The organism is Qipengyuania sp. (assembly GCF_965277845.1).
GTDB lineage: Bacteria > Pseudomonadota > Alphaproteobacteria > Sphingomonadales > Sphingomonadaceae > Qipengyuania.
Genome location: NZ_OZ255844.1, coordinates 1,588,198 through 1,601,777, shown reverse-complemented (window position 1 = coordinate 1,601,777; position 13,580 = coordinate 1,588,198). Strand labels below are relative to the sequence as shown.

15 protein-coding genes are annotated in these 13,580 nt (G+C 64.5%); 12 read left to right on the top strand and 3 right to left on the bottom strand.

What is annotated here, in order from left to right; translation table 11 throughout:
• The first annotated feature begins 7 nt into the window (after nt 1–7).
• Genes ACQY4G_RS07805 through ACQY4G_RS07795 form a run of 3 tightly spaced genes read left to right on the top strand, consistent with a single transcriptional unit; the run spans nt 8 to nt 1,185 of the window.
• Nucleotides 8–481, top strand: coding sequence for a hypothetical protein (locus tag ACQY4G_RS07805; protein WP_421990037.1), 474 nt, complete (start codon nt 8–10; stop codon nt 479–481).
• Between the two features lie 12 nt (nt 482–493).
• Nucleotides 494–802 (top strand): I78 family peptidase inhibitor, encoded by a 309-nt coding sequence (locus ACQY4G_RS07800; RefSeq protein WP_421990035.1) that lies wholly within the window; start codon nt 494–496, stop codon nt 800–802.
• Entirely contained in the window at nt 799–1,185 is a 387-nt protein-coding gene (locus ACQY4G_RS07795; RefSeq protein ID WP_421990033.1) for a RidA family protein, read from the top strand. Before ACQY4G_RS07800 ends, ACQY4G_RS07795 begins: the two co-directional genes overlap by 4 nt.
• An 11-nt stretch (nt 1,186–1,196) precedes the next feature.
• Here the strand turns inward: ACQY4G_RS07795 and ACQY4G_RS07790 are convergent, their stop codons facing one another.
• Nucleotides 1,197–1,568, bottom strand: coding sequence for a hypothetical protein (locus tag ACQY4G_RS07790; RefSeq protein WP_421990031.1), 372 nt, complete (start codon nt 1,566–1,568; stop codon nt 1,197–1,199).
• 149 nt (nt 1,569–1,717) lie between these two features.
• Here ACQY4G_RS07790 and ACQY4G_RS07785 point away from each other — a divergent pair, with 149 nt between their 5' ends.
• From ACQY4G_RS07785 to mmsB, 5 genes are all read left to right on the top strand, one after another.
• A complete protein-coding gene (locus tag ACQY4G_RS07785; RefSeq protein ID WP_067693569.1) occupies nt 1,718–2,872 on the top strand; it encodes an acyl-CoA dehydrogenase family protein in 1,155 nt (384 codons plus the stop codon).
• Complete coding sequence (locus ACQY4G_RS07780) at nt 2,869–3,258, top strand: VOC family protein (protein ID WP_291174982.1); 390 nt, start codon at nt 2,869–2,871, stop codon at nt 3,256–3,258. Before ACQY4G_RS07785 ends, ACQY4G_RS07780 begins: the two co-directional genes overlap by 4 nt.
• A complete protein-coding gene (locus ACQY4G_RS07775; protein ID WP_421990029.1) occupies nt 3,255–4,301 on the top strand; it encodes an enoyl-CoA hydratase/isomerase family protein in 1,047 nt (348 codons plus the stop codon). Before ACQY4G_RS07780 ends, ACQY4G_RS07775 begins: the two co-directional genes overlap by 4 nt.
• A gap of 94 nt (nt 4,302–4,395) precedes the next feature.
• On the top strand, nt 4,396–5,178 hold the full coding sequence (locus tag ACQY4G_RS07770; RefSeq protein ID WP_421990027.1) for an enoyl-CoA hydratase-related protein: 783 nt from the start codon (nt 4,396–4,398) through the stop codon (nt 5,176–5,178).
• Nucleotides 5,179–5,453: 275 nt separating this feature from the next.
• Nucleotides 5,454–6,320, top strand: a complete 867-nt coding sequence (gene mmsB, locus ACQY4G_RS07765) for a 3-hydroxyisobutyrate dehydrogenase (protein WP_421990025.1) — start codon at nt 5,454–5,456, stop codon at nt 6,318–6,320.
• Here the strand turns inward: mmsB and ACQY4G_RS07760 are convergent.
• The gene (locus tag ACQY4G_RS07760; RefSeq protein WP_421990023.1) at nt 6,307–7,029 is read right to left on the bottom strand and encodes a hypothetical protein; all 723 of its coding nucleotides are present in this window, start codon (nt 7,027–7,029) and stop codon (nt 6,307–6,309) included. The two genes, mmsB and ACQY4G_RS07760, sit on opposite strands and share 14 nt — an antisense overlap.
• A gap of 65 nt (nt 7,030–7,094) precedes the next feature.
• On the opposite strand from ACQY4G_RS07760, the gene ACQY4G_RS07755 reads away from it, so the two are divergent.
• Both ACQY4G_RS07755 and ACQY4G_RS07750 read left to right on the top strand, forming a co-directional pair.
• A complete protein-coding gene (locus ACQY4G_RS07755) occupies nt 7,095–7,904 on the top strand; it encodes an NTP transferase domain-containing protein (RefSeq protein ID WP_421990021.1) in 810 nt (269 codons plus the stop codon).
• A gap of 16 nt (nt 7,905–7,920) precedes the next feature.
• A complete protein-coding gene (locus ACQY4G_RS07750; RefSeq protein ID WP_421990019.1) occupies nt 7,921–9,189 on the top strand; it encodes a lipopolysaccharide biosynthesis protein in 1,269 nt (422 codons plus the stop codon).
• Here the strand turns inward: ACQY4G_RS07750 and ACQY4G_RS07745 are convergent.
• Nucleotides 9,186–10,103: a tetratricopeptide repeat protein gene (locus ACQY4G_RS07745; protein ID WP_421990017.1), complete on the bottom strand. Its 918-nt coding sequence runs from the start codon at nt 10,101–10,103 to the stop codon at nt 9,186–9,188. The genes ACQY4G_RS07750 and ACQY4G_RS07745 overlap by 4 nt on opposite strands.
• Before the next feature lie 126 nt (nt 10,104–10,229).
• On the opposite strand from ACQY4G_RS07745, the gene ACQY4G_RS07740 reads away from it, so the two are divergent.
• Entirely contained in the window at nt 10,230–12,680 is a 2,451-nt protein-coding gene (locus ACQY4G_RS07740) for an NAD(P)-binding domain-containing protein (RefSeq protein WP_421990015.1), read from the top strand.
• Nucleotides 12,680–13,576: a hypothetical protein gene (locus ACQY4G_RS07735; protein WP_421990013.1), complete on the top strand. Its 897-nt coding sequence runs from the start codon at nt 12,680–12,682 to the stop codon at nt 13,574–13,576. The genes ACQY4G_RS07740 and ACQY4G_RS07735 overlap by 1 nt, the downstream gene beginning before the upstream one ends.
• Nucleotides 13,577–13,580 lie beyond the last annotated feature (4 nt).

Below are 13,580 nucleotides of genomic sequence, written 5' to 3'. Positions count from 1 at the left end.
GGGAGAAATGACGATACGCCCGTTTCTTCCCGCCGCCCTGCCCGCCGCTCTGCTGCTCGCCGCCTGTTCGGACAGCGCTGATCCGGCGGGCGAGCCCGAAGCCGCCGAAACCATGATGCCGGTCGAACCCGACGGCGGGATCGGCGACGGCGCCGGGCCACCCGCGCCGGTGACGGCGGATATCGTCCCGGCGGATTACCTCGGCGTGTGGGACTATGTCGAAGGCACCTGCGATCCGGCATCGGACCTGCGGGTCGAAATCGGGCCGCGTTCGATGCAGTTCTACGAATCCTACGGCGAGATCACGCGTATCGTGGTCGAAAGTCCGCAGGATATCGTCGTTTCGCTGGCGATGGAGGGGGAAGGCGAGCAGTGGCAGATGAAGCGCAGGTTCACCCTCTCTGACGATGGAAACACCCTCACCCCTTCGGCCGTGGATGACGAGCCGTTCGAGCCCATGCCGCTGACAAAATGCGAATAGGGAGATAGTGCCATGCGTATTCCGATTCTCACCAGTCTCGCACTGCCGGTGGCCGCATGCGCGGGAAATGCCGAGCCCGCCGAAACACCGGCCGATCGGATGCGACAACTGACGGGCGGCATGTGCGATGCGGAGGCGGTGCAGAACTATCTGGGCCGCCAGGCGAATGACGAAATCGGCGAGGAGATCGTCGAAAAGAGCGGCGCGACCATATTGCGCTGGGGCCCGCCCTATTCGAACTGGACGATGGATTACCGCAGCAACCGGGTCAACGTGCGCTACGACGCGGCGATGACCATTACCGAGATTACCTGCGGGTGACGCGTCGCCGTGCTCTCACCGGCTCGCCATATGAAGCGCAGTTCGGCTTCGCCCGCGCGGTGCGCGAGGGTAACCGCATTGTGGTCGCCGGCACAGGGCCGGTAGAAGATGACGGCTCGTCAACCAAGGGCGATGCCGCCAAGCAGGCCGAGCGCTGCTTGATCCTGATCCTGCGCGCGATCGAGGATCTGGGCGGCAGCGCGAGCGATGTCGTGCGCACCCGGATGCTGCTGACCGATCCTACGGATCAGGATGCGGTCGGAGCCGTCCACGCGCGCTTTTTCGGCGATACACGCCCTGCGGCGACCATGGCCGGGGTGGCGTGGCTTTGCCGCGAGGAATGGAAGGTCGAGATCGAGGCGGAGGCGGTCGTCGGCGCCTGACCTTCGGCCGATCAACGCGCGGCCAGGGCAGCCTCCATTGCCGCGATCAGTTCATCGACATTGCGCAACGCGTCGAGCTGCGGTTTGGAGTGCAGCACCTCGAGCCGCCCATCCGCGGCCACGCTCAGGATAGCCGGCAGCGGGATGTGCGGCACATCGTAGAGTTCGTGGAACTCGTCGCGATGCAGCTCGGACACTTCCTGCGGCAGGTCTTTGAGGTATTTGCGCCATTTGGCGCGCATTGCCAGCGGGCCGTAGGACAGCATGCATAGCGAGCACGGATAGGTCTTGGGCGCGAACAGCTTGTGCAGCGCATCGCCGATTCTGTTCAGCGCGCTGCCATCGGCATTGTAGACCAGAATGATTCGCATCGCCGCGTCCATCCATCGACTCCTTTCGGGCTGGGCACCCTGCCGCAATTCGCCGACCGACACGATCACGTTACATGCAAGGGGTAATTTCTCCTGTACATCCGGCTTGCTTCGTCCGCATGCCCTTCCCTAGCGTCACCTGCAGCGCTAGGGGACGCGCCATGACTACGAATGCAGGACAATTCCAGCTCACCGATGAGCAGCTGCAGATCCAGGAAATGGCGCAGCGCTTCACCGCCGACAACATCACCCCCTTCGCGGGCGAATGGGACGAGAAATCGCACTTCCCCATTGACGTGATCAAGCAGAGCGCCGAGCTCGGTTTCGGGGCAATCTACGTCAGCGAGGAATCGGGCGGCATCGGCCTCGGCCGGCTCGAAGCGGCGCTGATAATGGAAGCCATGGCCTATGGCTGCGCGGCGACCAGCTCGTTCATCTCGATCCACAACATGGCCGCATGGATGATCGACCGCTTCGGCGGCGAGGAAGTCAAGGCACGCTACCTGCCCGATCTCGTCACGATGGAGAAGGTCGCGAGCTATGCGCTGACCGAACCGGGGAGCGGCTCGGACGCGGCGGGCCTCAAGACCAGCGCCAAGCTCGATGGCGACCATTATGTGCTGAACGGCACCAAGCAGTTTATCTCCGGCAGCGGCTTCAACGACGTCTACGTCACCATGGTTCGCACCGGCGAGCACAAGACCAAGGGCATCACCTGCCTGGTGATCGACAAGGACACGCCGGGCGTCTCCTTCGGCAAGCCGGAAAAGAAACTCGGCTGGAATGCCTCGCCCACCGCTCAGCTGATCTTCGAGGACGCGCGTGTGCCCGTGGCCAACCGCGTCGGCCCCGAAGGCGATGGCTTCCGCTATGCGATGATGGGCCTCGACGGCGGGCGGCTCAACATCGGCGCGTGTTCGCTCGGCGGCGCGCAGCGCTGTCTCGACGAGGCGGTGAATTACACCAAGGAGCGCCAGCAGTTCGGCCAGCCGATCGCCGATTTCCAGAACACGCAGTTCATGCTGGCCGACATGGCGACCGAACTCGAGGCGGCGCGCGCGCTGCTTTATCTCGCCGCGGCCAAAGTAACCGACAACGCGCCCGACAAGAGCAAGTTTTCGGCCATGGCCAAGCGCCTCTCGACCGACAGCGGCAGCAATGTCGTCAACAACGCGCTGCAGCTGTTCGGCGGCTATGGCTACCTCAAGGAATACCCGATCGAACGCTTCTGGCGCGACCTGCGCGTTCACTCGATCCTCGAGGGCACCAACCAGGTCATGCGCATGATCGTGGGCCGGGAGATGCTGCGCCAGTGATCGGCCTTGCCATGACTGCGCTCGTGGTGCCCGACTACGACGAGGCAATTGCCTTTTTCCGCGACGGATTGGGTTTCGCCGTGGAGGAGGACACCGAGCTGGGCGGTGGCAAGCGCTGGGTGGTTATGGTCGGGTCGCACGGCGGCAGGCTGCTGTTGGCGCGTGCCGTGAACGAGGAACAGCGCGCGGCGATCGGCAATCAGACCGGCGGGCGCGTCGGGTGGTTTCTCGACACCGACGATTTTGCCGCCGACCATGCCCGGATGACGGCATGGGGCGTCGACTTCACCGACGGGCCGCGCGAAGAACCCTATGGCACGGTCGCGGTCTTCAACGATCCCTGGGGCAATCGCTGGGATCTGATAGAACACAGGAAAGCTGCATGACCGACCAGGTGAACATCCACACGCATGGCGGGGTGGGCCATATCTCGCTTAATCGGCCCAAGGCGCTGCATGCGCTGACACTCGACATGTGTCACGCGATGAGCGCGGCATTGAGCAAATGGGCCGATGACGACACAATCGAGGCGGTCATACTCGACCATGCGGAAGGGCGCGGTTTTTGCGCGGGCGGAGACATCAACCTGCTGCGCCACTCAGCGCTCAATGATGGCGGCGAAAGCGGGCGCAAGTTCTTCCACGACGAGTACCAGCTCAACCACCAGATGTTCGAATATGACAAGCCGATCGTGGCCTTCATGGACGGCATCACCATGGGCGGCGGGGTAGGCATCGCGCTGCCATGCAAATACCGCATCGCGACCGAGAACACGCGTTTCGCCATGCCCGAAACCGGGATCGGCCTGTTTCCCGACGTCGGCGGTGGCTGGCACCTCTCGCGGCTCGGCGGGCGTCTGGGTCAGTTCCTTGCGCTGACCGGCGCGCGGCTCGACGGGGCGGAATGCCTGTGGGCGGGCATCGCGACACATTATCTGCCGAGCGAGAAGCTGGCCGAGGCCAAGGCCCGCATCATCGAACATCCCGAGCGCATCGGCGGGATCCTATCCGATCTGTCGGTCACGCCGCCCGAGGCGCGGATCGCGGGCAATGCCGACCGCATCAAGAAGCACTTCGCCTCCGACCGCTACGAGGACATCCTCGCCAGCCTCGAGATGGACGACATCGAATGGGCGGCCAAGGAACTGGCCACGCTGCGCACAAAGAGCCCGCAGACCTGCAAGGTCGCGCTGCGCCAGCTTGCGACAAGCGCAAAGCTCGATGATTTCGCCGACAACATGCGCATGGAATACCGCATCGCCAGCCGCGTGCTGACCCGTCCGGATTTCGCCGAGGGTGTACGCGCGGTGATCGTCGACAAGACCAACGACCCCAAATGGGATCCGGCAACGCCCGAAGGCGTGAGCGAGGAGCTGCTCGACAGCATCTTCGCGCCCCTGCCCGAAGGCGAGGAGTGGAAACCTTTCTAATTGTCGTCATCCCGGTGAAAGCCGGGATCGCTGTCCGCCTGCTCGGACTTAACTGAGAGAGATCCCGGCTTTCGCCGGGATGACGGAGAATAAAGTGACTTACGAAACCATCACCGTCGAACAGCGCGACGCGGTCACGCTGATCACGCTCAACCGCCCCAAGGCGCTCAATGCCCTGAACTCCAGGGTGCTCGAGGAGCTGATCGAGGCCTTCGCCGCCTATCAGGCCGACAGCAGCCAGCTGTGCGCGGTGCTCACCGGTTCGGGCGACAAGGCCTTCGCCGCGGGCGCCGACATCAAGGAAATGAGCGAGAAGGAAGCCGCCGACTTCTATCTCGAGGATTTCTTCGCGCCCTGGACCAGCGAGATCGTCAAGAAGACCCGCAAGCCGTGGATCGCGGCGGTCAACGGCTTCGCGCTCGGCGGCGGGTGCGAACTAGCGATGATGGCGGACTTCATCATCGCCAGCGAGAACGCCAAGTTCGGCCAGCCCGAAATCAAGCTCGGCGTGGCTCCGGGCATGGGCGGCTCGCAGCGGCTAACCAAGGCGGTCGGCAAGTCGAAGGCGATGGAAATGTGCCTGACGGGCCGCATGATGGACGCCGAGGAAGCCGAGCGCAGCAACCTCGTCGCGCGCGTGGTGGCGCATGCCGAATTGCTCGACGAAGCCATGAAGACCGCCGCGCAGATCGCCGCGATGCCGCCCATGGCCGCGATCGCGAACAAGGAAATGGTCAACGCCGCCTTCGAGACCAGCCTCGACCAGGGCCTGGTGGTCGAGCGCCGCATCTTCCAGATACTCACCGCGAGCGAGGACAAGAAGGAAGGCATGGCCGCCTTCGTCGAAAAGCGCGAAGGCAAGTGGAAGGGGCGCTGAGCCCGTGGGAACTGGTCTCCTCGCATTGGCAACGCTTGTTTTTGGCGCCGCTATCAGTGCCATTTTGACGAGAAGTGGAAAGACAAACATTATCGTAGCTACGTCGATTGGCCTTGTTGCGTCTGTCATCGTCAGCGCGGCTTTCATACCGGTCTTCCCTTGGGACAGCCCTCACCTCCCCGGCGCTCTGGGCAGGTTGTCCCTATTCATTCTACCATTCATCTTCGCTGCGGCTGCGTTGGGGAAATGGCTGAGAAGCTAGAGAGGAAAGTAAAATGAAAATCGCCTTCATCGGCCTCGGCAATATGGGCGGCGGGATGGCCGCGAATCTTGTCAAGGCGGGGCATGACGTAAACGCCTTCGACTTGTCGGAAGAGGCTCTCGCAACGGCCAAGGACAATGGCTGCACGACCTTCACCGATGCGTCCGAAGCCGTACAGGGTGTCGACGGCGTGGTGACGATGCTCCCCAATGGCGCGATCGTGAAATCGGTCTACGAGGGCAGCGTGATCGGCAAGGCGCCCGCAGGTGCGGTGCTGCTCGATTGCTCGACCATCGACGTCGCCACCGCCAAGGAGGTGGCCGCCAAGGCCGAGGCCGCCGGATACGACATGGTCGATGCGCCCGTTTCGGGCGGGATCGCGGCGGCCAATGGCGGCACGCTCACCTTCATGGTCGGCGGCACCGACAAGGCGTTCAAGCGCGCCGAAGAAGTGCTGCAGGCGATGGGCAAGGCGGTGATCCATGCGGGCGATGCAGGTGCGGGCCAGACCGCCAAGATCTGCAACAACATGCTGCTCGCCATCTCGATGATCGGCACCGCCGAAGCCATGAAAATGGCCGAGAAACTCGGGCTCGACCCGCAGAAATTCTACGAGATTTCCAGCCAATCCTCGGGCTATTGCTGGTCGCTCAATGCCTATACGCCCATGCCCGGCGTCGGCGTCGAAAGCCCGGCGGACAAGGAGTACCAGGGCGGCTTCGCCACCGGGCTGATGCTCAAGGATCTGAAGCTGGCGATGGAAGCGGCCGAAACCGCCGATGCCTCCACCCCGCTCGGTCGCCACGCGAAGGACCTGTACGAGCATTTCGCCGAAGAAAACGCAGGGCTCGATTTCTCGGCAATCATCAAGACGCTCTGATCTCGGCCAGCACCCGCGCGAGCCATTCGCGCGGGGCCCTGCGCCTGCCGATATCGGCGACGAATTCCTGTCCTCTTGCGACGCTTTTCAGACGGCTGCCACGCAGCCAGCGGTCCTCGCGATCGTGATAACTCAACCCGCCCGGTTTCAGCCATTCGGGCCGGTTCCACAGCGATGGCGGCCCACTTTCCACGGTCAGCCGCAAGCCATCGCTGGCAAGGCGGGCCTGCTCACCCGGTCCCGCATAGATCACGTCATTCGTGGCGTGCAGGGCCAGCGCATGGGGATGACCGCGCTCGATGACATGATCTGGCACACCGTCTCTCAGCGCGATGACCTCCGAGGCTTCGAGATAGCCGAAGATGCGGTGATGCGGCTTGCTGCCCTCTTCACGGAACAGGCCGAAGAACAGGAACACATCGCCCACGCCGACCCCCTGATTGGCAAGATGCGTCTGCGCCGCGCCGCACTGGCCGAACAGGCAGGTCCCGTCGTCCAGAAACATCGGGTCGTGGTGACACAGGTCACGGTCACTCAGCCTTCCCCGGCTGGCCTTCGCGGCATGTTCGCCCAGCCCCAGATCGCCATAGGTGGTGCGCGAGGCAGCCCCTGCCGGGATCGGCAGGCTCACCGGGCGTCCATCGACGATCGGCGACGGACCGCCACCCGCAGCACTGTCGAAGCCCTTGCGTGAAAAGATGATCCGCATGCCCGCTCCCGTGCCTGAGCGGGCGGAGAGTGACAACCGCGCCATTCGCGCCTATCTGCGCGCGCATGACTAGCGAGAACAATGGCAAGGTCACCGCGCTCATCATGGCCGGCAAGCGTTCGGGCGTGCTCGATCCGCTCGCCGAACGAGCCGGCGTGGCCCAGAAATGCGTGGTTCCGGTCGGCGGCATGCCGATGATCGAACGCGTGGTGATGAACGTTGCCGCGAGCCCGCGTATTGGCGAAATTCGCGTGGTCGCACACGAGCCCGACGAGATCGCCGCGGTCCCCTCGATCGCGAAGCTGGTCGAGGAAGGCCGACTGGTATTCAAGCCGGGTGCGTTCAATCTCGTCGACAGCGTCTTCGCCGGGGCGGAGGGCGCCAGCTATCCGATCCTGATCACCACGGCCGACAACTGCCTGTGGCTGCCCGAGGATTTTACCGAGTTCGCCGACAAGGCCATCGCCAACGGGGCCGGCGCGGCCGCCGCCCTCGCGCGCAAGGAGGACGTAATCGCCGCCGATCCGGTGGGGCAGAAGAAGTTCTACGAGTTTTCCGACGGCGGCTACTCGAATTGCAACACCTACTGGATCGGCAGCGCCAAGGCACTGTCGGCCGCCGAGATCATGCGCAACGGCGGGCAGTTCGTGAAGTATCCAAGCCGGATCGCGAAGGCTTTCGGCGTGGTCAACCTGATCCGCTTCTTCCTTGGCTGGGGCACGAAGGAGAAGCTGTTCGAGCAAGTATCGCGACGCTTCGGATTCTCGCTCGTTCCGATCGAGATGGACCATGGCTATTGCGCCATCGACGTCGACAACCAGCGCACCTTCGAGGTGACCGAAAAGCTGCTGACGAAGCGGCTCGCAACCGCCTGATACCGACGCCGGGACGATGCACCGCCTGCTCCGCAATATCGGTTGGCTCCTGACGGGGCGCGGCCTCAATGCCGTCCTGAGCATCGTCTACCTTGCGCTGGCGACGCGCACGCTCGGTCTCGACCATTTCGGCTATTTCGCGATCATCCTCGCGCTGGGGCAGACCGTCACCGGCCTGGCCAATTTCCAGACCTGGCAGTTCGTCGTGCGCTGGGGTGCGGGAGAGGACGGTCCCGCCGACGCGACCGGCTTCGCCATTGCGCTCGATCTGCTTTCGGTCGCACTGGGGCTGGTCCTTGCGGCAGGCCTCGTCTGGAGCGCCCCGCTGTGGCTGCCCCTGCCCGACGAGCTGCTGCCGGTCGCCTTCGGCTATTGCGTGATTTCGCTGCTGGCGATCCGCACTACGCCCACCGGCTTGCTGCGGCTGCGCTTCGCCTATGCCCGCGCCACCGCCGCCGAGGCCGTCCAGCCGATCGTCCGTGCCACCGGCGCTGGCATCGCCGCCGTCGCCATGCCGACGGTGACCGGTTTCGTCCTTGCCTGGGCCGCGGCGGAGGTCGCGGTGGCGGCAGCGATGTGGATAGCGGCCGGGCGGCTTGAGCGGATCGATCTGTCGCGCCTTAGCCTGCGGCATATCCCACGCGCACATCCGGGGGCATGGAGCTTCGTCTGGTCGACGAATATGACCGGCAGCCTCAATGTCGGGGCAAAGCAGGTGCTGATCCTGCTGGTCGGCGCGATCGGAGGCGAGACCGCCGCGGGCGGCTTCCGCGTCGCCAGCCAACTCGGCCAGGCGCTCGTGAGCCTCGCCCAGACCGTTTCGAAGGCGATCTATCCGGAGCTGGTCCACGCCAGGGATACCGCGCACGACATGGCGCGCCGGATGGCCAATATCGCGCTGATCGCGGGCGTGCTGGCGGTGCTCGTCACGCTGTTCTTCGGCCGCACCGCATTGGAGTTGATCGCAGGGCCCGAGTTCCGCGTGTTCTGGGCCATGGTCATTCTCGCCATCGCAGGGGCGATCGAACTGGTGGGCGCCAGTCTGGAATCGCTGCTGGTCAGTGCGGGCCGGGCGGGCACCGCCTTTCTGATCCGCGCCATTCCGACGGTGCTCGGCCTAGCCCTGCTGGACGTGGCGATGGGCTGGAACGGGTTGAAAGGTGCGGCTTTCACCGTGCTCGGCGCTTCGGCCCTGTCGGTGATCGGCTTCTGGGTCGCGATCATTTCGCTGTCGCAGATCTCCATCACCGTGAAACCCAAAAGCGACCTGCCGCCGAAGGGCTAACGGATTCCGAGAGCTTCGGCGGCCTCGCGCAGCTGCACGGCTGCGGCGGGATTGGCCCTGGTCGCATCGGTCAGCGCCCGCCGCGCGCGGTCTGGCTGACCGAGCGTCATGCGCGAGCGCATCAGCATGATCCAGCCATCGACGTTCGCGGGATCGGCCGCAAGTTTCGCCTCGAGCCGGGCGACCATGCCCTCGGCCATCTGCCGCTGCTCACCCGGCGGCATCGCCGAGGCCGCAGCGATCTGCGCCGCGCTGGGGCCGGGAATAGCGGCCGTTGCCGCGCCACCGCCGGCAGAGGCGACCTGCGCCCCGCGCGCCGCTTGCGCACGCGCGATCCGCTCTGCGACATCGATTGAATTGATCCGCCCGACCTGCTCGATCGTGCGTACAAGATCGGACTCCCACGGCGCGCCACGCGGCGTGTCTTCGAGCAGGTCCAGCCAGGCGGCGATGGCCCCTTCGTGATCGCCATCGAGGTCGCGTTCGACCGCGAGGAAATAGCGTGCCCGAGGGTCGGCGGGATCGAGACTGATCGCATGGCGAAAGGCGGCCAGCGCGTTGGCCGGCAGCGGATCGCGCTCGCTGTCCATCACCAGTGCCTCGCCCAGCGCCGACCACAAGACCGCCTCGTCCGGATCGATCTCGATCGCCCTGCGATATGCGGTGGCCGCGGCGCCGAAATCGCCGCGATCGAAGCGCGCATAGCCCAGTTCCTGCCACGCCGCAGCATCGCTCGGATCGTCCGCCACCTGTGCTTCGAGCGTGGCGAGCGGATCGGCCCCGGCAGTCGGCGGGGCAGCACCGTCTTGCTGGTCGAGCGACCGGTAGCCCACCGCGCCCGGCACGGCGGCCAGCGCCAGCCCAAGCAGCAACACGCCGGTTTTCGTCCGGCTGCCCGATCGTTCCTCGCTCATCGCTCCTCCTCTGGCGGAGGGCTATCCTGCCCCGGCGGGTCCGGCAATTGCCAGCGCTCCACTTTCGCTTATGATACGGTGGAACAACGACAACAGGGTTCGCAAGCCTCGCGGGGGGATTGCGGTTTGGCCGAGAAAGTTCGCGTTGCCATCGTCGGCTCCGGTCCTGCCGGACTGAGCGCGGCTGCGCATGCGGCCAAGCGCGGCATGAGCCACATGCTGCTCGAGAAAACCGACCATCTCTCCGATACCATCTACAAGTACCAGAAGGGCAAGCACGTGATGGCGACGCCCGGCAATCTGGTGCTGCGCAGCGATCTCGATTTCGAGGCGGGCCAGCGCGAAGCGATCCTCGCAACATGGGAAAGGCAGGTTGCGGAAGGCGAAGTGTCGGTCAGGACCAATGCGGAAGTGACCGGGATCGGCGGTCAAGCCGGTGCTTTCGTCCTTACGCTCGCGGACGGATCGACCATCGAGGCAGAGGCGGTGGTGCTGGCCATCGGCACGCAAGGCAACCCCAATTTGCTCAAGCTGCCCGGCGGAGACCTGCCGCATGTGCAGTATCAGCTCGACGATCCGGGGGAGTATATCGACGAGCATATCACCGTGATCGGATCGGGCGATGCGGGGATCGAGAATGCGCTCGGTCTCGCGGAAGACGAAGCGCAGGGCAATGTCGTCACCATCCTCAACCGCCGCGCCGAATTTGCCCGCGCGAAGGGGGCGAATGTCAAGCTGCTCGAAGAGGCGGAAGCGGATGGGCGGATTTCGGTACGCCGTGAGACCAGCCCGATCGAAATCCGCGAGGGAGAGATCGTGCTCGAAACGCGCGACGGGCAGGAAACCATCCGCTGCGATCGGATTATCGCGCGCACCGGATCGCAGCCGCCGCGGACGTTCGTCGAGGAGTGCGGCGTCGAGTTTGCGAGCGATGACCGCACGGCCTTTCCCAAGCTCACTCCAAGCTTCGAAACCACACAGCCGGGAATGCATGTGATCGGGGCGCTGGCGGGCTATCCGCTGATCAAGCATTGCATGAACCAGGGGTATGACGTCATCGAGTTTCTTGACGGCAATACCGAGTTGAAACCGGCCGACGAACCCATTCTTGCAGAGAAGTTCGCCGCGCTTCCCGGTCGCCGCACGGTCGATGAATGGCTCGAGATCTTCCGTACGCAAGTGGTCATCCTGCAGGAACTCTCCCCGCTCCAGATGCGCGAACTGATCCTCGACAGCACGGTCCACGCCTTTGATCCCGGCGAGGTCATCTTCACACGCAACGAGCCAGGCTCGTCCATGTTCGCCATCGCCGAAGGCTCGGTGCTGGTCGAGGTCGACCCGAACGACAGCTCGGTCACGGTACCCATCGAGACCGGGTCGATCTTCGGCGAGGTCGGTTTGATCTCGGGCCGCAAGCGCGGTTCGACCATTTGTGCGGCCGAACCGACAGTCGTAATCGAGTTTTCGCGCCTCGCCGCGCTCAAGCTGCTCGCCACCGCGCCTTCCGCCAATCGAGCGGTCAATCGCATCTCGATCGAGCGGCAGGTCCTGCAGATCTTCGGAGCCGGCCTCACCCCCGCCGATATCGCCGAACTGGTCGATGCGGCCGAAGTGGTCTCGGTTCCCGCAGGCGAGGTGGTTGTCGAGGAAGGGGCGGACGATCAGGACATCTATATCGTTCGAGTGGGCTCGATGGTGGTCGAGAAGAAGCTGGGCGGGAAGCCCGTATTCCTGTCCTATCTGCCCGCCGGGTCCTATTTCGGCGAGATGGCGGTAATCGACGGGTCGAAACGCACAGCCAGCGTGCGCGCGGCGATCAAGAGCGAGGTGATCCGCTTTTCGGGCGAGGCATTCAATGCGCTGCTGGATACCAAGCCGGAAATCCGCGAACGCGCGTTGGAAGAGATGGCGGCCCGCCGCGAAATCAACGATTTCGTCGAGAGCCGCAGGACGAGCTTCGGCGGTGCGGTGGACATGTATTCCAGGACCGCGCAATTCCTCGTCGACAACGGTCTCGGGGAGGCCACCGACGTTCTGCTGATCGACGAGAAACTGTGCGTCGGTTGCGACAATTGCGAGAACGCGTGTGCCGACAGCCATGACGGCCTCAGCCGCCTCGATCGCGAGGCAGGCCGCACATACGCGCATCTCCACGTGCCTACTTCCTGCCGCCACTGCGAGCATCCGCATTGCATGGCCGACTGCCCGCCCAATGCGATCCACCGCGGCCCCGATGGCGAGGTGGTGATCGACGAGACCTGCATCGGCTGCGGCAATTGCCAGCGCAACTGCCCTTATGGGGTGATCCGCATGGATGCAAAGCCGCCCGAAAAACCGGGCCTGCTGAGATGGTTGATGTTCGGCGCCGGCCCCGGTCCGGGCGAAGCCAGTTTCGCCTGGCGCAAGCGCAAGGCAACGGAGGAAGGCGAGACCGCCAAGCTGGCTATCAAATGCGACATGTGCAGCGGGATCGAGGGCGGACCGGCCTGCGTGCGCGCATGTCCCACGGGCGCGGCGATCCGCGTCAGTCCCGAGCGTTTCCTTACGGTTGCGCGGCTCGAAGAGGAGGTCGAGTGATGGCGTCGTTGTCTTCCCGCGACGACGGCGAAACCCTGGCCGAAATCGAGGAGCGGCACGCCGCCGATCACCAGAGTTTTCTTGCGCACCGCGCGTTCTTCTGGGCGAAGATGGCCGTCTTCATCGCGCTCTTCGTGATCGTGACCTACCTGCTGATCGATGTCGAACCGCGCCACAATGGCGGCAGCTGGTACGGATACGCGCTCGGCACGCTTGGCGCCGGCCTGATCGTGTGGCTGAGCTGGCTCGGCATTCGCAAGCGGCGACCGACGCCGGGCAGCTGGAGCCTCAAGGGGTGGACCAGCGCGCATGTCTATCTCGGCCTGTCGCTCACCGTGATCGGAACCATGCATACCGGCTTCCAGCTCGGGTGGAACGTCCACACGCTCGCCTGGGTGCTGATGATGCTCGTGATCATTTCGGGCGTCTTTGGCATCGCGGTCTACGCCGCGCTGCCGCAGAGACTTTCGGAAAATCGGCGCGAAATGACGCGCGAACAGATGATCGAAAGCCTTGCGGCGATCGACAAGCAGCTTGAAACCGCCGCGCAGCCGCTGTCGCGCGAGGACACCGACGTGGTCGTCGCCGCGCTCGAACAGGATGTTCTCGGAACTGGAGTAATCGCACGATTCCGTGGGCCGGACCGGCACGATGCCACGCGCAGCGCGCTCGACCATATCTCGACGAGCAGAGCCTATGACGACGATGCCAGCGATCTCGCCCAGCAGAGGGTTCGCTCCTTGCTCGGGAAGCGCGCCGGGCAGATCGACCAGATCCGTCGCCAGATGCGGACCAAGGCGCTGCTCGAAATCTGGCTCTACTTTCATGTGCCGCTGACCATCGCGCTGCTCGCCGCACTCATCGCGCATGTCGTCAGCGTGTTCTACTATTGGTGAGGTG